Source organism: Sphingobium sp. LMA1-1-1.1, assembly GCF_040676365.1.
In the GTDB taxonomy this organism is placed as follows: Bacteria; Pseudomonadota; Alphaproteobacteria; order Sphingomonadales; family Sphingomonadaceae; genus Sphingobium.
Genome location: NZ_JBEGHS010000001.1, coordinates 437243 through 457850, shown reverse-complemented (window position 1 = coordinate 457850; position 20608 = coordinate 437243). Strand labels below are relative to the sequence as shown.

At 63.1% G+C, this 20608-nt stretch carries 19 protein-coding genes; 11 read left to right on the top strand and 8 right to left on the bottom strand.

Features of this window, described 5'->3' with window-relative positions; translation table 11 throughout:
• Window positions 1-100 precede the first annotated feature (100 nt).
• The 7 genes from MRBLMA1_RS02260 (at window position 101) to MRBLMA1_RS02230 (ending at window position 7780) form a co-directional block, all read left to right on the top strand.
• Window positions 101-1093 (top strand): ligase-associated DNA damage response exonuclease, encoded by a 993-nt coding sequence (locus MRBLMA1_RS02260; RefSeq protein ID WP_363734780.1) that lies wholly within the window; start codon window positions 101-103, stop codon window positions 1091-1093.
• Between the two features lie 81 nt (window positions 1094-1174).
• The gene (locus tag MRBLMA1_RS02255; protein WP_363734778.1) at window positions 1175-2758 is read left to right on the top strand and encodes a cisplatin damage response ATP-dependent DNA ligase; all 1584 of its coding nucleotides are present in this window, start codon (window positions 1175-1177) and stop codon (window positions 2756-2758) included.
• A 162-nt stretch (window positions 2759-2920) separates the two neighbouring features.
• The gene (locus tag MRBLMA1_RS02250) at window positions 2921-3439 is read left to right on the top strand and encodes a DUF1993 domain-containing protein (protein WP_363734777.1); all 519 of its coding nucleotides are present in this window, start codon (window positions 2921-2923) and stop codon (window positions 3437-3439) included.
• Window positions 3440-3521: 82 nt separating this feature from the next.
• Entirely contained in the window at window positions 3522-3869 is a 348-nt protein-coding gene (locus MRBLMA1_RS02245) for a GFA family protein (protein ID WP_363734776.1), read from the top strand.
• Window positions 3870-3953: 84 nt separating this feature from the next.
• Complete coding sequence (locus MRBLMA1_RS02240; protein WP_363734774.1) at window positions 3954-5174, top strand: saccharopine dehydrogenase family protein; 1221 nt, start codon at window positions 3954-3956, stop codon at window positions 5172-5174.
• 91 nt (window positions 5175-5265) lie between these two features.
• The gene (locus tag MRBLMA1_RS02235; RefSeq protein WP_363734773.1) at window positions 5266-6438 is read left to right on the top strand and encodes a carboxynorspermidine decarboxylase; all 1173 of its coding nucleotides are present in this window, start codon (window positions 5266-5268) and stop codon (window positions 6436-6438) included.
• A gap of 148 nt (window positions 6439-6586) precedes the next feature.
• Window positions 6587-7780 (top strand): type III PLP-dependent enzyme, encoded by a 1194-nt coding sequence (locus MRBLMA1_RS02230; RefSeq protein ID WP_363734772.1) that lies wholly within the window; start codon window positions 6587-6589, stop codon window positions 7778-7780.
• A 75-nt stretch (window positions 7781-7855) separates the two neighbouring features.
• On the opposite strand, the gene MRBLMA1_RS02225 is transcribed toward MRBLMA1_RS02230, so the two are convergent.
• The 7 genes from MRBLMA1_RS02225 to MRBLMA1_RS02195 are packed head-to-tail and all read right to left on the bottom strand — an operon-like array spanning window position 7856 to window position 15724.
• Window positions 7856-9061 (bottom strand): class I SAM-dependent RNA methyltransferase, encoded by a 1206-nt coding sequence (locus MRBLMA1_RS02225; RefSeq protein ID WP_363734771.1) that lies wholly within the window; start codon window positions 9059-9061, stop codon window positions 7856-7858.
• Window positions 9058-10452, bottom strand: a complete 1395-nt coding sequence (locus tag MRBLMA1_RS02220) for an NAD(P)H-hydrate dehydratase (RefSeq protein ID WP_363734770.1) — start codon at window positions 10450-10452, stop codon at window positions 9058-9060. The genes MRBLMA1_RS02225 and MRBLMA1_RS02220 overlap by 4 nt, the downstream gene beginning before the upstream one ends.
• Complete coding sequence (locus MRBLMA1_RS02215; RefSeq protein ID WP_363734769.1) at window positions 10452-10814, bottom strand: hypothetical protein; 363 nt, start codon at window positions 10812-10814, stop codon at window positions 10452-10454. The genes MRBLMA1_RS02220 and MRBLMA1_RS02215 overlap by 1 nt, the downstream gene beginning before the upstream one ends.
• Window positions 10815-10830: 16 nt before the next feature.
• Window positions 10831-11547, bottom strand: a complete 717-nt coding sequence (locus MRBLMA1_RS02210; RefSeq protein ID WP_363734768.1) for an N-formylglutamate amidohydrolase — start codon at window positions 11545-11547, stop codon at window positions 10831-10833.
• The gene (locus MRBLMA1_RS02205; RefSeq protein WP_363734767.1) at window positions 11544-12443 is read right to left on the bottom strand and encodes a 4-(cytidine 5'-diphospho)-2-C-methyl-D-erythritol kinase; all 900 of its coding nucleotides are present in this window, start codon (window positions 12441-12443) and stop codon (window positions 11544-11546) included. The genes MRBLMA1_RS02210 and MRBLMA1_RS02205 overlap by 4 nt, the downstream gene beginning before the upstream one ends.
• Entirely contained in the window at window positions 12430-14052 is a 1623-nt protein-coding gene (locus MRBLMA1_RS02200) for a tetratricopeptide repeat protein (protein WP_363735377.1), read from the bottom strand. The genes MRBLMA1_RS02205 and MRBLMA1_RS02200 overlap by 14 nt, the downstream gene beginning before the upstream one ends.
• A 19-nt stretch (window positions 14053-14071) precedes the next feature.
• Window positions 14072-15724 carry an electron transfer flavoprotein-ubiquinone oxidoreductase gene (locus MRBLMA1_RS02195; RefSeq protein ID WP_363734766.1) on the bottom strand — a complete coding sequence of 551 codons (1653 nt, stop codon included), beginning with the start codon at window positions 15722-15724 and terminating at the stop codon, window positions 14072-14074.
• 140 nt (window positions 15725-15864) lie between these two features.
• Here MRBLMA1_RS02195 and MRBLMA1_RS02190 point away from each other — a divergent pair, with 140 nt between their 5' ends.
• Genes MRBLMA1_RS02190 through moaB form a run of 3 tightly spaced genes read left to right on the top strand, consistent with a single transcriptional unit; the run spans window position 15865 to window position 18895 of the window.
• Window positions 15865-16569 carry a uracil-DNA glycosylase family protein gene (locus MRBLMA1_RS02190; protein ID WP_414714706.1) on the top strand — a complete coding sequence of 235 codons (705 nt, stop codon included), beginning with the start codon at window positions 15865-15867 and terminating at the stop codon, window positions 16567-16569.
• Window positions 16566-18368 carry a lytic transglycosylase domain-containing protein gene (locus MRBLMA1_RS02185; protein WP_363734764.1) on the top strand — a complete coding sequence of 601 codons (1803 nt, stop codon included), beginning with the start codon at window positions 16566-16568 and terminating at the stop codon, window positions 18366-18368. The genes MRBLMA1_RS02190 and MRBLMA1_RS02185 overlap by 4 nt, the downstream gene beginning before the upstream one ends.
• Window positions 18368-18895: a molybdenum cofactor biosynthesis protein B gene (gene moaB, locus MRBLMA1_RS02180; protein WP_363734763.1), complete on the top strand. Its 528-nt coding sequence runs from the start codon at window positions 18368-18370 to the stop codon at window positions 18893-18895. The genes MRBLMA1_RS02185 and moaB overlap by 1 nt, the downstream gene beginning before the upstream one ends.
• Window positions 18896-18917: 22 nt before the next feature.
• On the opposite strand, the gene MRBLMA1_RS02175 is transcribed toward moaB, so the two are convergent.
• Window positions 18918-19427: a YbjN domain-containing protein gene (locus tag MRBLMA1_RS02175; protein ID WP_363734762.1), complete on the bottom strand. Its 510-nt coding sequence runs from the start codon at window positions 19425-19427 to the stop codon at window positions 18918-18920.
• Window positions 19428-19509: 82 nt separating this feature from the next.
• On the opposite strand from MRBLMA1_RS02175, the gene MRBLMA1_RS02170 reads away from it, so the two are divergent.
• Complete coding sequence (locus MRBLMA1_RS02170; RefSeq protein ID WP_363734760.1) at window positions 19510-20577, top strand: PA0069 family radical SAM protein; 1068 nt, start codon at window positions 19510-19512, stop codon at window positions 20575-20577.
• The last annotated feature ends 31 nt before the right edge of the window (window positions 20578-20608 follow it).

The following is a 20608-nucleotide window of genomic DNA, read 5'->3' as shown; positions in this document are numbered from 1 at the left end:
CGCGCTTACGGCAATGGCATGTCGTCCCCGTGACGATCCGGTTACGACAATATGAAGCCCTTGCGGAACCAAGCGGCGCGTTCCACCTTCTTCCTCAGCAATGCCTCACTGGATCGAACCACACCCCACCGGCATCTATGTCCGCCCCGCGGATGCCTGGATCGATCCTTCCGTCCCGCAGGAACGCGCCCTCGTCACCCATGGCCATGCCGACCATGCGCGCGGCGGGCACGGCCATGTCTGGGCGACGCGGGAAACCCTGGCGATCATGGCCCTGCGCTACGGCACCGCATCGGGCACGGCGGTCTCCTATGGCGAAGAGATCCGCATGAACGGGGTCACGATCAGCTATGTGCCCGCCGGCCATGTGCTGGGTTCAGCGCAGATCCTGTTGTCCCATGCGGGCGAACGCATCGTCGTCACCGGCGATTACAAGCGCCGCCCCGATCCCACCTGCAAGGCGTTCGAACCCGTGCCCTGCGACATCTTCGTCACCGAAGCGACATTCGGCCTTCCCGTCTTCCGCCATCCCGATACGGGCAGCGAGGTCGACCGGCTGCTTGCGGCCCTGCACGCCAATCCGGAACGCTGCATCCTGGTCGGCGCATATGCCCTTGGCAAGGCGCAGCGCCTGATCTGCGAACTGCGCGCCAGGGGGCATCGCGACCCGATCCACATCCACGGCGCGCTGGAGCGGATGTGCGCCCTTTACGAACAGTTCGGCGTCCCCCTGGGCGATCTCCGCCCGGCAACCGGCCTCCCCGCCGGAGAAATGCGCGGCCGCATCATCCTGTCACCACCCTCCGCCCTCAATGACCGCTGGAGCCGCCGCCTGCCCGACCCCATCACCGCCATGGCGTCAGGCTGGATGCGCGTCCGCCAGCGCGCCCGGCAACGCAATGTGGAATTGCCGCTGGTGATTTCCGACCATGCCGACTGGGACGAGCTGACCGACACCATCCGCGAAGTCGCCCCCGCAGAAACCTGGATCACCCATGGCCGGGAGGAAGCCCTGCTCCATTGGTGCATGACCCACCAGATGCGCGCCCGCGCCCTCGCGCTGGTCGGCCGCGAAGATGAGGATGAGGGGTGATGCGCCCGGCGATCTCCTCCTCTGGACTGCCCCCTTCGACGCCATCGCCAATCTTCCAGAGAAAGGTGCGCGGCTGGTGAGATGAGACAATTTTCCCAACTCCTCGACGGCCTCGTCTACACCCGCTCCCGCAACGGCAAGCTGGACCTGATCGCCAGCTATATGCGCAACGCCCCCGACCCGGACCGTGGCTGGGCGCTCGCCGCCCTCACCGGCAATCTGGACCTGAAAACCGTCAAGGCCTCTACCATAGCGGAAATGACCCGCGCCCGCGTCGATCCGGTGCTGTTCGACATGAGCCGCGACTATGTCGGCGACCTCGCCGAAACCGTGGCCCTCCTCTGGCCCAAGGCGCAGGACCAGCCGCAGGAGGTGGATGACGGCTCCCTCACCCTTTCCGCCATGGTCGACCGCCTCCATGACACCAGCCGGGCCGCCGCGCCCGCGACATTGGCGAAGATGATGGACCATCTCGACGCCCCGGGCCGCTTCGCCCTCCTCAAACTGGCGACCGGGGGCCTGCGCGTAGGCATTTCGGCCCGCCTCGCCAAGACCGGCTTCGCCCAGGCCTTTGGCCTGGATGTCGACGATGTGGAAGAATGCTGGCACGCCCTCGCGCCGCCCTATGCCGAACTGTTCGCCTGGGCGGAGGGCCGCTCCGATCGCCCCGACCCCGCCGGCACGCCCTTCTTCCGGCCCTTCATGCTCGCCCACCCGCTGGAGGTGGAGAGCGTCGACCTCTCCGACTATGCCGCCGAATGGAAGTGGGACGGCATTCGCGTCCAGATCGTCGGCACGGGCGGGCAGACGCGCCTCTACAGCCGCGCAGGCGACGACATCACGGGCAGTTTCCCCGACATAGCCGAAGCCTTCCACCATCACGCGGTCCTCGATGGCGAACTGCTCGTCAAAGGCGAATTTCAGGGTGGCGAGGCCGCCAGCTTCAACGCGCTCCAGCAACGCCTGGGCCGCAAGGCCGTCACGACGAAGATGATGGAGGACTATCCCGCCTTCGTCCGTCTCTACGACATATTGCTCGACGCCGACGAAGACCTGCGCGCCCTTCCTTGGGCTCAGCGCCGCGCAAGGCTCGAAATCATCGTCCCCCGGCTGGCACCCCACCGCTTCGACATCTCCGCCCTCATAGAAGCGCAGGATTTCTCCCAGCTAGCCGACATCCGCGCAGGCGCCCGCGACGCCGCCATCGAAGGCGTGATGCTCAAACGCCGCGACAGCCCCTATGTCGCCGGGCGGAAGGCCGCGCTCTGGTATAAATGGAAACGCGATCCGCTGACCGCCGACTGCGTGATGATGTACGCCCAGCGCGGTCACGGCAAACGCTCGTCCTTCTATTCGGACTATACCTTTGGCTGCTGGACGGAGGATGGCGAACTGCTGCCGGTTGGGAAGGCCTATAGCGGCTTCACCGACGAGGAGCTGAAATGGCTCGACCGCTTCGTGCGCACCAATACGACAAACCGCTTCGGCCCGGTGCGCGAGGTAGAGAAATCGCTGGTGCTGGAGGTCGCCTTCGACAGCATCCATGAGAGCAAACGCCACAAATCGGGCCTGGCGATGCGCTTCCCCCGCATCGCCCGGATCAGGCGGGACAAGCCTGCGTCGGAAGCGGATACGGTGACGGGATTGAAGCGGCTGGTAAGCTGACGCCCCATATCCTTCTCACTCGGCGGGAGAAGGATGGAAGCCTTGCTGAGCGAAGCGAAGTCAGGCGCTGTTGGATGAAAGCGACCAATTGCGGACCTCGGTGAGATGCGCCATCACATAGTCCATCCTGTTTCATGCCTTCCGCAAAGGACGAGATGGACAATGACGCTCTACGATGCCTTCGTGCCGGGTTGCCTTCAACTGTTGAAGTCGGTCCTGGGACTGCTTGAAAAAGCGGAAGCCTATTGCAATGAGCAGGGGCTCCCGGCTGGGCAATTGATCTATGCGAGGCTTGCCCCTGACATGTTCGACTTTGCCTATCAGGTAAAAAGCTGCACGGTCCACTCAATCGGCGCGATCCATGGCGTCCAGCATGGGAATTTTTCGCCGGATACTACGCCGCCGCCCGACAGCTTCGACGGCCTAAAGGCCAGGGTCGGCGAAGCGATGAAGGCGCTTGAGGCGCTCAGCGTCGCCGACTTGGACAAGTTGAGCGACAAACCGATGACATTCACGATCGGGGACAAGCTGCTCTGGAATTTCATAGGAAGGGACTTCTTCATGAGCTTTTCCCAACCCAATTTCTATTTTCACGTGACCACAGCCTATGACATTCTGCGCATGAGCGGCGTCCCGATTGGCAAGCGTGACTATCTGGGGAGCGTTCGTAAGCTCCCATAGTCGAACAGCGACTTTCCCACCCAACTCCGTCATTCCCTTAAACATCTCAACGCCATAAACTCCCCTCAAAAGGAGAGTCCCCATGCCCTACACCGGAAGCTGCCACTGCGGCGCAGTCACCTTCACCGTCGCCGCCGACGCGCCCAGCGAAGCCATGACCTGCAACTGCTCCCATTGCAGCCGCAAAGGCTTCGTGCTGACCTTCGTACCCGCCGACCAGTTCACCCTCGACAGCGGCGCGGACAAGCTCACCGACTATCAATTCTACAAGCACAACATCACCCATCAATTCTGCGCCACCTGCGGCACGCAGCCCTTCGCGCTCGGCAAGTCGCCCAATGGCCCGATGCGCGCCATCAACCTGCGCTGCGTGCCGGACGTCGATATCGACGTGCTCAAAATCAAAAAAGTCGACGGCGCCAGCTTCTGAACAGACTGACTTTGCGCTGTCACGCACAGCCCCTATATGGGCGCTTTCGCGCGTCAGGCGCGGCACAGCTATGGAGCAGTTGAATTGAGCAAGGTTCTGGTCATTGGCGCGGGCGGCGTCGGGTCTGTCGCGGTTCACAAGATGGCGATGAACCCTGATATCTTCAGCCACATCACGCTCGCCAGCCGCCGCATCGTCTCTTGCGAAAAGGTCGCCGAATCGGTCAAGGCCCGCACCGGCGTCACCATCGACGTGGCGCAGGTCGACGCCGACAATGTCGAGGAAACCATTGCCCTTATCGAGAAGGTGCAGCCCAGGCTGGTCGTCAACCTCGCTTTGCCCTATCAGGACCTGGCGATCATGGACGCCTGCCTCGCGACCAAGACCGACTATCTCGACACCGCCAATTACGAACCGCGCGACACGCCCAAGTTCGAATATAGCTGGCAATGGGCCTATCAGGAGCGTTTCAAGGAAGCCGGCATCACGGCCCTGCTGGGTTCGGGCTTCGACCCCGGCGTGACCAGCGTCTTTGCGTCCTACATCAAGAAGCATCTGCTCGACCGGATCGACACGCTCGACATTCTCGACTGCAATGGCGGCGACCACGGCCAGCATTTCGCCACCAACTTCAATCCGGAAATCAACATCCGCGAAGTCACCGCGCCGTCGCGCCACTGGGAGGGCGGCAAATGGGTCGAAGGCCCGGCGCTCAAGCACAAGCAGGTCTTCGACTTCGATCAGGTCGGCGAAAAGAACATGTACCTCATGTATCATGAGGAACTGGAAAGCCTCGCCAAACACTATCCCGAAATCAAGCGCATCCGCTTCTGGATGACCTTTGGCGACGCTTACCTCAAGCATCTGGAAGTGCTCCAGAATGTCGGCATGACCCGCATCGATCCCGTGATGTACAACGGTCAGGAGATCATCCCGCTCCAGTTCCTGAAGGCCGTTCTGCCCGAACCGTCCAGCCTGGGTCCGACCACAAAGGGCAAGACGAACATCGGCGACATCGCCACCGGCTTGAAGGACGGAAGCCAGAAGACGGTCTATGTCTACAATGTCTGCGACCATGAGGACGCCTATGCCGAAACCGGCAACCAGGCGGTCAGCTACACCACCGGCGTCCCGGCGATGATCGGTGCCGCGCTGATGCTCACCGGCGCGTGGAAGGCCCCGCAATCCGAAGGTGGCGGCGTGTTCAACATCGAACAGTTCGATCCCGATCCCTTCATGGACATGCTGAACGCGCACGGCCTGCCCTGGCAGGTGAAGGAACTGGCCGCGCCGCTGGACTTTTAAATCAACGCGCTCCTGCGAAGGCAGGAGCCCAGTCCCGCCGTCTGAACTGGGTTCCTGCCTGCGCAGGAACACGGCATCGAATGGAACATAGATGGAAACCAAAGCCGGCGATCCCGCCGCCTTCGCCCATTTCGACCTGCACCGCGTCCCTTCGCCCGCCTTCGTGGTGGACGAGGCTGCGGTGCGCCGCAACCTCTCGGTCCTGCGCGACATTCGCGACCGCGCGGGCATCAGGGTTCTGGGCGCGCTCAAGGCCTTTTCCATGTGGTCGCTTGGGCCGGTGATCGGCGAATATCTCGACGGCGTCTGCGCCTCCGGCATTTATGAAGCGCGCCTGGGCCGGGAAGAATATCGCGGCGAAGTCGCCACTTACTGCGCTGCCTACAAACCCGAAGATCTGGCCGAAATCCTCCGCATTTCGGACCATGTCATCTTCAACAGCCCCGGCCAGATCGCACGCCTGCGCCCGATCATCGACGATGCTCGAATGAACGGTGTGAACTTCGACATCGGCCTGCGCCTCAACCCCCTCCATGCGGAGGGCGAAGTGCCCAAATATGACCCGTCCCAACCCCATAGCCGCCTCGGCTTTCCCATCGACCAACTGCGCGCCGAACATCTGGTGGGCGTCGACGGGCTTCATGTCCACAATCTGTGCGAGCAGGATTTCCTGCCGCTCCAGCGTACCTGGGCCGCCATCGAATCGCGCATCATGCCCCATGTCGGCGGCCTCAAATGGCTGAACTTCGGCGGCGGGCACCATGTCACGCGCGCCGATTACCAGATCGACGAACTGATCGCCTTCCTCCAGGCGACAAAGGCCCGAACCGGCCTTGAACTCTATATCGAGCCTGGTGAGGCGATGGCGCTGGACGCGGGCATATTGGTCGGTGAAATCCTCGACGTGATCGACAACGGCATGCCCGTCGCGATCACGGACATCTCCGCCACCTGCCACATGCCCGATGTGATCGAGGCGCCCTACCGCCCGGCCATGCTGCATGAGCAATCCGATGGGCCCGTCACGCGACTCGGCGGTCCATCCTGCCTCGCCGGGGACATCATCGGCGACTATCGCGTGCCCGGCGGCGCGACTCCGGGACGACGGATCGCCTTCCTCGATCAGGCCCATTATTCCATGGTAAAGACCAACACATTCAATGGCGTGCCGTTGCCCGCCATCTGGCTCTGGAACTCCGAAACCGACGAACTCAGGCAAATCCGGCAGTTTTCCTACCAGGATTTCAAGTCCCGTCTCTCCTGACGCACATCTCATAGCCGCCAGCGCAACAAATTTTACACACGCGCTTTACAGCGGGACCCCTGCCGCATATATCGCCCTTCCGCTGCCCCATGGGACTTCCACCGCAAGGCAGCTTCTTTGCCAACGACTACACTGGAGGTCCCTTGAGTTGCACAAGCATCATAGCGCGCTGGGGGTAGCGACCGCCCTCAAACCGGCAGCACCGGTAACGCTGATTCGTCCCCAGGCTGCGGCCCGGGCCGCCCGCTTCTTCTCTGAGAAGTTTCCGGGACGCTCGCTCTATGCGGTCAAGGCGAATCCGTCTCCCGATCTGATCCGCACTCTCTTCGCTTCGGGCATCACGCATTTCGACGTGGCGTCCATCGCGGAGGTGCGCCTGGTGGCGGAGACGCTGCAAGGCGAAGGCAAGCTCTGCTTCATGCACCCGGTGAAGGCAGAGGAAGCGATTGCGGAGGCATACCACGTCCATGGCGTGCGCACCTTCTCGCTCGACACGCTGGACGAGCTGGCGAAGATCATGCGCGCCACGAACGATGCGACCGATCTTGAGCTATGCGTGCGGCTGCGCGTTTCTTCCGAACATTCCGAACTCAGCCTTGCGTCGAAATTCGGCGCCGAGCTGGGCGAGACCCGCGAACTGCTGCTGGCGACGCGTCAGGCGGCCGATGCGCTGGGCATCTGCTTCCATGTCGGCAGCCAGGCGATGAGCCCGCAGGCCTATAGCGACGCCATAGAGCGCGTGCGCGCCGCCATTGTCGATGCGGCGGTCACGGTCGACATCATCGATGTCGGCGGCGGTTTCCCGTCCATCTATCCGGGCATGGAGCCGGTCGCGCTCGAAAATTATTTCGACGCGATCCACCGCGGGTTCGAAAGCCTGCCGATCAGCTATTCGGCCGAACTGTGGTGCGAACCCGGCCGCGCCTTGTCCGCCGAATACAGCTCGGTCGTCGTGCGCGTCGAACGGCGTCGGGGCAACGAACTCTATATCAATGACGGTGCCTATGGCGCCCTGTTCGACGCGGCTCATATCGGCTGGCGCTTCCCGGTGGCCTTGCTGCGTGGGGAAGAGAGCGAGGCGGAGTTGACCGGCTTCTCCTTCTATGGCCCCACCTGCGACGATATGGATCATATGGTCGGCCCCTTCATGCTGCCGGACGACGTGCAGGCGGGCGATTATATAGAGATCGGCATGCTCGGCGCCTATGGCGCTGCGATGCGCACTGGCTTCAACGGCTTCACGTCGGAAGCGGTCGTCGAAGTGGAGGATGAGCCGATGGCCAGCCTCTATGTCGATGCGGTTCCGGCCCGTCGTCGCGCAACTGTCATCAAGCTCGGGTAGAGGCGAAGGCCTCCCCCTAAAGGAGAGGATGCAAGGCCCCTCGCCGCACTCCCCCGCGGCGAGGGGCTAATGCTTTCAGCGCCGGAAGATGCCGACCAGCTCCACATGAGTGGACCAGCGGAACTGCCCCACCGGACGCACTCTTTCCAGTCGGTAGCCGCCCGCAACCAGATGCGCCGCATCCCGCGCGAAACTGGCAGGATTGCAAGAGATATAGGCGATGACCGGCACGCGCGACGCGGCAAGCTGCATCACCTGTTCCCTGGCGCCAGCGCGCGGCGGATCGATGACGACCCCGGCAAAGCGGTCGATCTCCGCAGTCGTCAACGGCCGCCTGAACAGATCGCGATGATCGGCCACCATCCGGCGCTGCGCGCGATTTGCCGCCGATTTGAGGGAGAGGACAAGATCACGCGCAGCCTCCGCCGCATAGACCGGGCGCCCGTCCCCCAATGCCAGGGCGAATGTGCCAAGGCCGCAGAAGAGGTCGGCAATGGCCCCCTCCGCCGGCATGGCTGCCCCCGCTTCCTGCGCAAGCGCAGCCTCACCATCAGGTGTTGCCTGAAGAAAGGCGAAAGGCGGAAAGGCGACCGGCACGCCGCCAAAGCTGACCGTGACCGAATCCGGCTCCCATCGGGTCTGCGGCCCGTCCCCCTCATCGATGGTCACGCGAGCGAGTCGATGGTTCTGCGCAAAGGCCAGAAGCGCCTCATCGGCGGCAAGCCCTTCAATCCGCACGCCTTCCAGCAAAAGGTCGACGCCCTGATCGGTCAGCGACATCCGCACATGTGCGGCCTGCTTTTCCGGCAGGATGACTGCACACAGATTCCTCAGCGGCCCCGTCAGCGCGAACAGGCGGGGATCGAGGACTTCACACATCGTGAGGTCGATCAGCCTGTGGCTGCCCGATTCAGCAAAGCCTATGACGACCTTGCGCCCCTGTCTGCTCGCCCGCAGCGATGCGCGGCGGCGAACCTTCGGCGGGGAGATATGCGGCGGCAGGAGCAGGTCGGCTGTCACGCCCTGTCCCGCCAGGGCTCCCGTAACGCGCGCGGTCACGAACTCCGCGTAGCTTGCATCGTCAATATGCTGCAACTCGCATCCGCCGCAGGCCGGAAAGTGTACGCATGGCGCGTCGACATGATGCGGGCCCCGCAGCATGCGGCCATCCTCCGCTATCCGGTCGCCCGGCGCAGCAAGCGGAACATGGCGGCCATGGGCGGTCACGCCATCGCCCTTGGCGGCGACGCGGACGACGATTTCGGTATCAGGATCGGTCACAGGCGGGATGCGATAGCCGCTGGCAGTTCCACAAGCAAATCGTCCGCGATGAAGGCCGCTCCCGCCCGTCTTGCGGCCTCACCATGCAGCCACAGCGCTTCGCACGCCGCCCGGAATCCGTCTCCCGTGACGGCGAGCCGAGCGGCGACCAGTCCCGCCAGGACGTCTCCCGTCCCCGCCGTCGATAGCCAGGAGGAACCCGGTGGCGAAAGAACGGCGCGACCGTCGGGCGCTGCGATGACACTATCGCTGCCCTTGTAGATCAACGTGGAGCGCGCCCGCTTCGCCGCCGCCAACGCGCGCTCCACCTTGCTGCCCGGCAAGTCGCCGAACAGGCGGACAAATTCCCCCTCATGGGGTGTCAGGATCGAATTCGGCGGGATGGCGTCCAACCCCGGTTCCGCGAGCAGGACCAATGCGTCGGCATCCAGAATGAGGGGATGCCCAGCGGCAAGAGCTGCCTTCAACCGATCGGCAGCCACGCTCCCGCGCCCCAGCCCCGGCCCTGCCAGGACGGCCCTGAACCGGCCGTCATCCAGAGCATTCGCCACATCGTCCGCCTCACGGGTATGCTGTGCGATGATGGCGGCCGGACCGCCATGGGCCACTTCCTGAACCAAGTGACGGACCATGCCCGCCCCTGCGCGCGCAGCCGCCTCGCTCGCGAGCAGTCCTGCGCCGGCCATTTCGCCGCCGACAATTGCCACCAGCCCACGGCTATATTTATGCGCGGCAGCCCCCGGCGGATCCAGTTGCGGCCGCGCCAGCCGGTGCATCTTCGCACCGGAGACGTCGATGCCGATGTCAGCGCAGACCAGCCGCCGCCAGCATCCGGCCGCCGGCTGCAACAGATGCGCGGGCTTGAACGCACCCAGTGCGATACAGACCCCCATGACGGGTACATGGGACAGAAGTGCGCCGCCATCCGTCTCCACCCCGCTCGGCAGGTCCACGGCATAGCTGAAGCTCGCCTGTTCGGTGAGGGCGCGCAATGTCCCCGCAACCTTCGCGTCCAATCCACGCGACAGGCCTGTCCCGAACAATGCGTCCACGATCTGCGTCGCCGGCGCGGCATCAAGCAAGGCTTCAACGGGACCACCCCATGCCGTACGCGCCTTCATGCCCGATTCCGTCCGGCTTTCGTCAAGAGCAGCGACGCGCACCGGCACGCCACGCGCCCGAAGGAGTCGCGCGATCACGAACCCGTCGCCACCATTATTGCCGGGACCGCAGAGAACCAGCAGATCGCGTTTTCCACCTGCACGCCAGATAATCTCTGCAGTTGCGGCCCCTGCGCGCTCCATCAGCGTATATTCGGGGACGCCGGCGGCGATGACGGCCTGTTCCGCCTGCCGCATCTCGGCTGCCGTCAGGATCGCATGGCTCTGCATCAACTCTTCCTTTCGGAAAGGCGCGCTGGAAGGCGATAGCGATCCTGTCCGACGCTCAACTCGATCATGCCCTTGCCGACGACCACAATCGCGGCCTGCTCGGCTCCATCCGCGGGCACGACCCCGCGCCCGTCATGGACTATCTGGAAGCGCCGGAAGCCGCCATCCACGTGACGCACGGTCAGCAGATCGCGATCCTGTTCGACCAGGCAATCCTCTGTCCACCCTACGCCTGGACCGATTGCGCAGGAAATCCTTTCCTGTCCTTCGCCAGCCTGTTCCCCAGCCCCTGAACGACGGCCGCATCCGGCCAGCGCCAGGCACAGGAAGAAACTGCCAACTAGGACGCCGGGCCTTGTCATTCCTGCGCGCCGGCCATCAGGCCAAACGCCTGCGGCATTCCAGGACCACGGGCCCCAATATGCCGGCAAATCGCCTTTGCCCCTCAGCATCGCCGACCAGATCCTGTCGCATTTCTATCCCCAGATAGGGAATGCCGTTCCCCTCCGCATGGCGGTTCATCGTGGCATTCAGCACCTTGCCCGAATAGGGCAACTGATCCCCTACCTTCAGACCCGCCTCCTCCAGCATGGGAATGGCGATCCGCGCTGCCCTGCCGTCCTGGTTATAGAGGACGCCGATATCCCAGGGGCGCTTCTGGCTCGGATCGCTGGCAAGGCCGGGCGTGAAACTGTGGACCGACAGGATGAACGGCGAAGCCATGCCGTCGAGCAGCCGCGCCACATGATGGTGATAGGGATGATGGAAGCGTATCATCCGTTCGGCCAGGTCGGCATGACGGTTTCCCGGAATGACGTGGCCGTCGCTCATGACGGGCAGCAGGCCGGGCGCATCCTCTTCCCGATTAAGGTCGATGACGAGGCGCGAAACGCCACCCAGCACCGCCTTGCAGCCCAATTCCCTCGCCAGCAGCGCGCTGACCTCCGCCACGCCGATGTCGATCGCGATATGATCTCTCAGCAAGGCGGCATCAATTCCCAGATCGATGTCCGTTGGGACGTGAGCCGACGCATGATCAGCAATGATCAGGATGTTGAGGTCGCCGCCGTCGATCTGTGTGAAGGCCTCGCTCATGCCGCCCTGATCCTTGTCTCCGCAATCCACCATCCGCTTTGAGCGGCACGCAGGGCGGTCGCCGCCTCCGCCATCCGCCGATCCGTATCGAACAGGGCAAAACATGTCGCGCCCGATCCGGACATCCGGGCAAGGCGCAATCCGGCGCAGGCACCCAGCGCCGCCAGCACATCCGCGATGACCGGCTCCATGGCAATGGCAGGCTGCTCCAGATCATTGCGTCCCTCGCTCACAAGCTGCTCCAGCCCCATTGCCTCAAGCGGTCCTCGATCACGCTGATCCCAGCGACCGAAGACCTGCGCGGTCGACAGGGCGACGCCGGGATTGACGAGCAGGATCGGCATCGCGGAGAGGTTTTCGACGGCTTGCGGTTGCAATATCTCACCCCTTCCGCGCACCATTTGCGGGATGCTGCCGATACATGCTGGTACATCCGACCCAAGGGACAAGGCGATGCGCTCCAGGACCTCCGGCGGCATGGGAGCGTTCCAGAGCCGCGTCAGCAACCGCAGTGTAGCCGCGGCATCGGCCGAACCTCCGCCAATTCCCGATGCGACGGGCAGAATCTTGGTCAATTTCAGATCAGCGCCAAGATCTTCCCCCAGATGCGCCTGCAACGCGCGGGCGGCGCGGATCACCAGATTATCCGGGCCGGCATCCAGCAGCGATCCAAAGGGTCCGTCTATTTCAAGGCTGACTTGACCATCGGCGCGTATGTGGCCGGTCAGCCGGTCACCCAATTCGGTGAAGACGAACAGGCTTTCCAGCGCATGATAACCGTCTGCCCGTTTCCCGCGGACATGCAGCGCCAGATTGATCTTGGCGAATGCGGTTTCAACCAGTTCGCCGGCCTCAAACGGGCAGCCGGCAAAATTCTCCGCTTCAGCGTGCGGCATATTCGGGCTTCATCCCCTCTCTCGTCTTGGCAGCCAGGCGCCGCGCCGTCTCTCCCTCAGCGAAGATGGCTGCCGCGCGCCAGGCATAGCGGGCCTCATATCGGCGTCCCGCGGCCCAAAGCGCATCACCCAGATGTTCGTTGATGGTAGCGTCCGACGGCGCTCCGGCCGCTGCCCGCTCCAGAACTGGCACCGCGGCATCGATGTCACCCGTCACGAACTGCGCCCAGCCCAGGGAATCAGTGATCGATGCATCCTCCGGCTTCAGCGCGCTCGCTTTCTTCAGCAGCGCCAGCGCCGCGTCCATATTCTGCCGCCGCTCGATCTGCGCATAGCCCAGATAGTTGAGCACAGCGGGTTCATCGGGCGCCAATCTCGCGGCCCGCTCCAGCACGGCACGCGCCTCGTCCCAGCGCGCGCCCTGTTCCAGCGCGCTACCTTCGAACAACAGCAGCGTCCAGGGAACGGCGTCGTTCGAATAGCCGGCCTGCGCCGTGCGGAAGGCCTCTGCGGCCGCCCGGTAGTCCTTTTCCTGCATCAGCAACTGACCCAACCGAACGTGGCGCTCCGGCTCCGCATGGGGCACGGCCGCCAGTTTGCGAGCAAGCGCTATCGCCTCCGGCCGCTGGCCCGCCGCCGCCAACGCCTCGACCAGTTCAGCCTGGGCCAGCGCACCATACCAGCCGGCACCGGGAACCATCCGGGCTTCCTCGACGGCATAGGCCACATAGCCGCCGCGGCTCAGCAGATCTGCGGCGACGATGCGCGGCGCAGCCCCGTTGGGATCGGCAAAGGCGGCGATTCGCGCAAGCCTGATTCCCAGCGACCCCGTACTGCCATCCGAGGATATATCGGCAGCTAACCGGGCAAGCAGCCGGGCAAAACCCTGCCCCGCCGTCAGCGCCCTGCCATAGGGCGAGAGAGCCCTGCCGCTGGCGATGTCGTCGCGCGCCCGCGTGAAATTGGCCTGGGTTTCAGGCAGAAGCGCAAGCGCCTCCGCCTTCGCGCCTCGCGCCGCCAACTGCCCGGCGAAAAGCAGCCGCATTTCGTCCGTGTCCGCAGTCCGAAGCGCGAGGGCCCGATTGATCGCCGGCTGGGCGGCCTGAAGATCGCCCCTGCCCAGGGCCTGCAGCGCCAGATGCTCGCCCAGATAACGCCTTGCCAGCGAAGCGAAGCGGTCATCAGGATCGATGACAGGCGCGGCATAACGCCCTTCCCCCACCGAAATCCAACTGCGCATGATCGGCGCGAGAAAGGCGAAATTGCCCTCCGCAACCATATGGTCGACCAACAGACGGGCGCCTGGCCAATCCTTGCGGTTCAGCGCGTCCGCAATCCGAAGCAGGGTGCCGTCGCGAGGGAGAATGCCCTCGCTCTCCAGCACGGCGGCGGAACGCAGCGCCAGCGCCATGTCGCCGCTTATCACCGCCTGGAAATAGGAGCGCCTTGCGACCTCCAGGCTGGCCGGGTCACTGGCCAGCGCCTGCCGATAGCTCTTGAGCGCAAGGCCGGGAGCACCATCCTCATCGGCCAGCCGCCCCCGCATATAGGCATGCAATGCGCTGCCGGGATCCACCGATGCACCCGCCGCGGCGGGCAGCACCAGCATCATCGAAGCAAACAGACGCCTACATATTCGGATAGTTCGGCCCTCCACCGCCCTCTGGCACGACCCAGTTGATGTTCTGGGTCGGATCCTTGATATCGCAGGTCTTGCAGTGAACGCAATTCTGCGCGTTGATCTGGAAACGCGGATTACCCTCGTCCACCCCGACCACTTCATAGACGCCCGCGGGACAATAGCGTTGCGCCGGTTCGTCATAAAGGGGCAGGTTGTAGGAAATCGGAATCGCCGGATCCTTGAGCTGCAGATGAACCGGCTGATCCTCCTCATGATTGGTGTTCGACAGGAACACCGACGACAGCCGGTCGAAGCTGATCACCCCATCGGGCTTGGGATAGTCGATCTTCGTCGACGCGTCCTTGCGCCAAAGCTTCTCGGCATCGGGCTTGTGCTTCATCGTAAAGGGCAGGCCGATCTTCAGCGTACGCATCCACATGTCGATGCCCGCCAGCGCGGTACCGATGGTGTTGCCGAACTTCGACAGCAAAGGCTCCGCGTTCTTCACCAGTTGCAGCTCGGTCCCGATCCAACTCGACCGAAGATTCGCCTCATAATCGTCCAGCACGTCGCTCGACCGCTCACCCTGAATAGCAGCGAACGCCGCTTCGGCCGCCAGCATGCCCGACTTCATCGCTGTGTGCGTGCCCTTGATGCGAGGGACGTTGACGAAGCCTGCCGAACAACCGATCAGCGCGCCGCCCGGGAAGGCGAGCTTGGGAATAGACTGCCAACCGCCCTCGTTGATCGCCCGCGCGCCATAGGAAACGCGACGGCCGCCCTCCAGATATTTGCGGATTTCCGGATGCTGCTTCCAGCGCTGGAATTCCTCGAAGGGATACAGATAGGGGTTGCGATAGCCAAGGCCCACCACAAAGCCGAGCGCCACCTGCCCATTGGCCTGATGATAGAGGAAGCCGCCCCCATAGGCGTCGGTCAGCGGCCATCCCTGCGTATGGATCACCAGGCCTGGCTTGTGCTTGGCGGGGTCGATGTCCCACAATTCCTTCATTCCCAGGCCATAGACCTGCGGCTCGCTGTCGGCGTCGAGCGCGAACTGGCGCTTCAGGATCTTGGTGAGATGGCCACGTGCGCCTTCCGCAAAGAAGGTGTAGCGCGCATGCAATTCCAACCCAGGCTGATAGTCGGGCTTGCGGTTGCCCTCCCGGTCAACGCCCATGTCGCCGGTCGCCACGCCTTTGACTGACCCGTCCTCATTGTAGAGGATTTCCGCGGCCGCGAAGCCGGGGAAGATTTCAACGCCCAGCCCCTCGGCCTGTTCGGCCAGCCAACGGCAGAGATTGCCCAGAGATCCGGTATAGGTGCCCTTGTTGTGCATCCAGCCCGGCGTCATGATGTGCGGCATACTGACCTTGCCGCCCTTGCTGAGGAACCAGTGCTGATTGTCCGTGACCGGCACCTCTGCCATCGGGCAGCCCATGTCGCGCCATTCAGGGAATAGTTCATCCAGCGCCTTGGGATCGACGACCGCGCCCGACAGGATATGGGCGCCGATTTCCGAGCCCTTTTCCAGCACGCATACCGACAGTTCCTGCCCCGCCTCGTTCGCGAGTTGCTTCAGCCTGATGGCCGAAGACAGGCCCGCCGGCCCGCCACCGACGATGACGATGTCATAGGACATCGAATCCCGTTCGCTCATATTCCCTCCATTCCGTCGACAGCGCCGGCTTTCCTTCCCGATCCGGTCGCCGCGCTACCCAAACGTTTTGCCATTCAGGGCGATGAAGAAACTTGACCACGGCGTCAACCTCTGGCCCAAGACAATCGATGCGGGGATTATTGATGGAAAATCTGGCGGAAACCGCCAATGCCTATATGGCATGGTGGAGTCTGGCCGGCGTTGATTGCGCCGTCGGGGAGGAGCCGATGAATTGGCTGCGCCCTGTTCAGGACGCGGCGCGCCAGCGGATTTCCGCTGCGGATGATGGTGCCACCTTGACCCGGCCCCAGTCTTTCGAAGCCTTCATGACCTGGCTGGCGGAAGACGCTGCGCAGCCGGAGCGGCGCTGGCCGGGCGCTGCCATCATGCCTGCGGGGCCTGTCAATGCGCCGCTCATGGTCATTACCGACATGCCCGATCCCGCCGATTTAGAGGCAGGAGTCCTGTTCAGCGATCGTGCGGGACAATTGTTCGACGCCATGCTGCGGGCGATTGGCCTCGATCGGCAGGACGTCCATCTGGCCTCCCTTTTCCTGTCCCGCCCGCCAGGTGCGATGGTAGAGGCGACGGATCTTGCATTGGCCGCAACGCGCATGCGCACACATGTGATGTTTGCTTCACCGCAAAGATTGCTGTTGTTGGGCGATCGGACGATCCGCACGCTGATGCCCACGGCCGATTCAGGTTTACGGAAGTTTAACCATGATGGCGGCACTTTACCCGCCTTCGCCACATTTCACCCGCGTTTGCTGCTTGGCCAGCCCGCAGCAAAGGCAGAATGCTGGCGTGTCATGCAAGGTCTGATCGAGGAAATGACTAAGTGATCCGCGCCACCGCCTTTTCGTCATGCGCCGCAGCGCTGGCCTTCACGGCAGCTACAGTGATGCCGGCACAGGCCGATACGGCTGACTCCATTCCAGCGACATACAGGGATATGTCGTCCTCGCCCCTGCAATTGAGCGATGGGGACAAAGGCCGGTACAGTTCCATCTACGCGGCTTTGCGGGACCAGCGGTGGATCGATGCGAAGGCGATGATCGCGACGCTCGATGCGCAGGATGCATTCCGTCCGGTGGCCTTGGCCGAGCTTTATCTCGCAAAGAATTCGCCCAGGGTCGAACTGTTCGAATTGCTCGACCTCATCAACAAGGCGCCATGGCTGGACAAGGCTGATCAGCTTTCCCGCCTCGCGCAAAAGCGCGGCGCCACGATCCTGCCTACCCTGCCCCAGGTGCAGAAAATGATCTGGCTGGGCGCTGCGCCGCGCCGCGAATATGTCGCCGCGGTGAAGACAGATCCTCTGGCCCAGGCGCTGGTCGGCCAGATTCAGACGTTCATCAAGAATGACGATCCAGCCGGCGCCGAAGCTGTGCTCGGTGCCGGAGAGGCCGGGCTGACGCCGGAGGGCCTGACCGAAGTGCGACAGCGCGTCGCCTGGGCCTATTATATCGAAAGCGATGATGCGAACGCGCGGCGCATGGCGGCAAAGGCTCTCGAAAGCCGGGGCGGCGGTGATTGGACAGTCCAGGCCCATTGGACGACAGGACTTGCAGCCTGGCGACAGAATGACTGTCGCGCTGCTGCCTCCGCCTTTGGCAATGTCGCTGCGCTTGCCGGCAACAGCGACATGCGCGCAGCCGGCGCTTATTGGGCTGCACGTGCCTATATGGTCTGCGGGGAGCCAGAGCGCGTCGAAAACCTGCTGAAAACCGCAGCCCGTTCTGAAGAAAGCTTCTATGGCCTCTTGGCCCGGGAAACGCTGGCGGAACCGCTGGGCGGCGTGCCCTCCGCCACCCGCTTCGGCGCTGCTGAATGGCAGCAACTCAAGGATAGTCCGAATGTCTGGGCTGCGATCGCTCTTTCCGCAATTGGGGAAACGGCACGGGCCGACCAGATCCTCCGTTACCAGGCGAAGATCGGCGGTACCGGCCAGTATGAGGCGTTGATCCGGCTGGCGAGCACGCTCAACATGCCCGAAACGCAGCTCTGGCTGGCCCATAACGGACCAGCCGGCAAGCAGCCTGGCAGTTTCGCGCGCTTTCCCGCACCCAATTGGCGGCCCGATGGCGGGTGGCGCGTCGACCCGGCGCTCATCTATGCCCATACGCTTCAGGAATCGGGTTTCCGGCGGGATGTCGTGAGCAGCGCGGGCGCCAGAGGGCTGATGCAGGTACTGCCCAGCACAGGCAACCTGATGGGTCTTTCCGCGTCCGACCAATTGTTCGTGCCGTCGACCAATATGGAATATGGCCAGCGCTATCTTGAAAACCTGCGCGACATGAGCGCGACCGGCGGGCTGCTGCCCAAGGTTATGGCCGCCTATAATGCCGGTCCGGCACCTGTCGAACGGTGGAACAGCGAAGTGAAGGATAATGGCGATCCGCTGCTGTTCATCGAATCCCTGCCTTATTACGAGACGCGCGCCTATGTGAACATCGTGATGCGCAATTACTGGATGTATCAGATTCAGGCGAAGGGCAGTGCGGACTCCCTGGCCGGCATCGCACAGGGCCTATGGCCGACATTTCCGGGGACCAAGGGGTCGCGCCTGGTGCGCCTGACGCCGAAGAGGCCGATGGCGAGCGCCAGCATCGCCTCCAGCATCGCGGGCGGTTCCGACTGATGCCGATCGATGAAAGCCGGGCCTTCCTGCCGGTCAGGATCGCATTGTTGACAGTGTCGGACAGCCGCACGGTTGCCGACGACCGTTCCGGCGACACACTGGCGGAACGCATCACAGGCGCTGGTCATATCCTGGCGGACCGCCATATAGAGAAGGACGAACGCTCGGCCATCGTTGCGCGCCTGCATGCCTGGATAGACGATCCGCAGATCGATTGCATCATCACAACCGGGGGAACGGGCGTGACGGGCCGCGACATTACCCCCGAAGCGCTGGCACAGGTGCAGGACAAGGAGATTCCGGGCTTTGGCGAACTGTTCCGCTGGCTCAGCTATCAGAGCATCGGCACATCGACCATCCAGTCGCGGGCGACCGCCTGCGTGGCTCGGGGTACCTATATCTTCGCTCTGCCCGGATCCACCGGCGCGGTGAAGGATGCCTGGGATGGCATACTCGTCAGCCAATTGGACAGTCGTTTCCGGCCTTGCAATTTCGTGGAACTCATGCCGCGTCTGACCGAGCGCTGACATATCGCCGCAGGCTGCGGCCTCATTTATCAGGCGCGGGGTTTTCCTTGAAGAATTTGCTCGCCTCGCCCAGCATGACCGTCCACCAATCGATCACATCCTCGAAATTCTTCTGGTTGAGGCCGCCTACCGTCGTCACATCATAGGCAACCGCCAGAGACCCGTCGTCCCAGACCGACATCTGCGCGAATCTCTTGTCCTTGTTCCATTTATTGGCAAGCTCAGGCGTATTGCCGCCGTCATCCTCGAAACTCACCTGAAATTGCAGCGAGCCGCAATGGCGCGTCTGCTCGCATTCGTAGAAGAAGATCGAATAATCATAGCCGCTCGCCGCGCTTTCGATCTTCGGATTGCCGGTCTGCTTGCTCTTGCTCAGCAACGCCTTGTATCCAGCGGCCTGCAACGCCTGCACCACCGTCTGCGGATCACTCGCGCATATCAGTCCTGTGCCGCAGGCTTCCTTGTCGGCCGCCAGACAAGGCGACGCCAGCGCCGCCATCCACAAACCTGCCGCGACGATGATCTTCCGCATGATGCCCCCATTTTTCAAAGGGTTTAGATGAACCTTCGGGTGGGGCCTTGTCAATATGTTCTCTGTATGTTCTAATTGAGCCATGGCGACGGAGAAAGGCAGAGGTGCGACGGCGAACGGCGAAAGCCGTCGCTTCAACATGTCCGAGCGGAAGGAGGACGGCGATTGGCTGGATGCCCTGACCGAGATTGACGGCGCTCCGCCAAGGCGACGCACAGAGGTGACCATCGAACGCGCTCGCACCATCATCAGCCGGAACAATTCTCCCGATATCGCCTTCAGCCAATCGATCAACGCCTATCGGGGCTGCGAACATGGTTGCATCTACTGCTTTGCCCGTCCGACCCATGCCTATCACGACCTGTCCCCGGGCCTCGATTTCGAAACCCGCCTGTTTGCCAAACCCGATGCTGCGGCACTTCTCCGCAAGGAGCTTTCCAGAAAGTCTCATCTGGTCAGCCCGATCGCGATGGGCACCAACACAGATCCTTATCAGCCGATCGAACGAGATTGGAAGATTACCAGGCAATGCCTTGAAATATTATGGGAATGTCGACACCCAGTCTATATCACTACCAAATCCGACCGCATAGTGCGCGATCTGGATCTGTTGACCCGGTTGGCGCAGGAGCGGCTGGTCGCGGTGATGATTTCGGTGACCTCGCTGAACCCGCTCACGGCCCGAACATTGGAGCCGCGAGCGCCGCATCCGCTCCGGCGCGTGGAGGCTATCCGGACGCTGGCGCAGTCGGGCGTTCCGGTCGTGGCCAGCATATCCCCGATCATCCCTGCGATCACCGATCATGAAATAGAGGATATTATCGAGCGCGTCGCCTCAGCCGGTGCACTGGACGCCACCTATATTCCCGTCCGTCTGCCGCATGAAGTCGCACCTCTATTCCGCGCCTGGCTGGAGGAACATTATCCCGATCGCGCCGCCAAGGTGATGGCGATCATTCGCGACATAAGGGGCGGCCGGGACAATGACCCGAACTTTGGCAGCCGAATGCGCGGACGCGGTGTGTGGGCCGACCTGATCCGCGCCCGTTTCCAGAAAGCGCGCCGAAGAGCGGGCTTTACCGGCGAGCGGGTGACGTTGCGTACCGACCTGTTCCGACGACCGGAGGGCGATCAGATGAGCCTCTTTTGACAACCGCCAGATTTCACTGCGGGACGCCGCG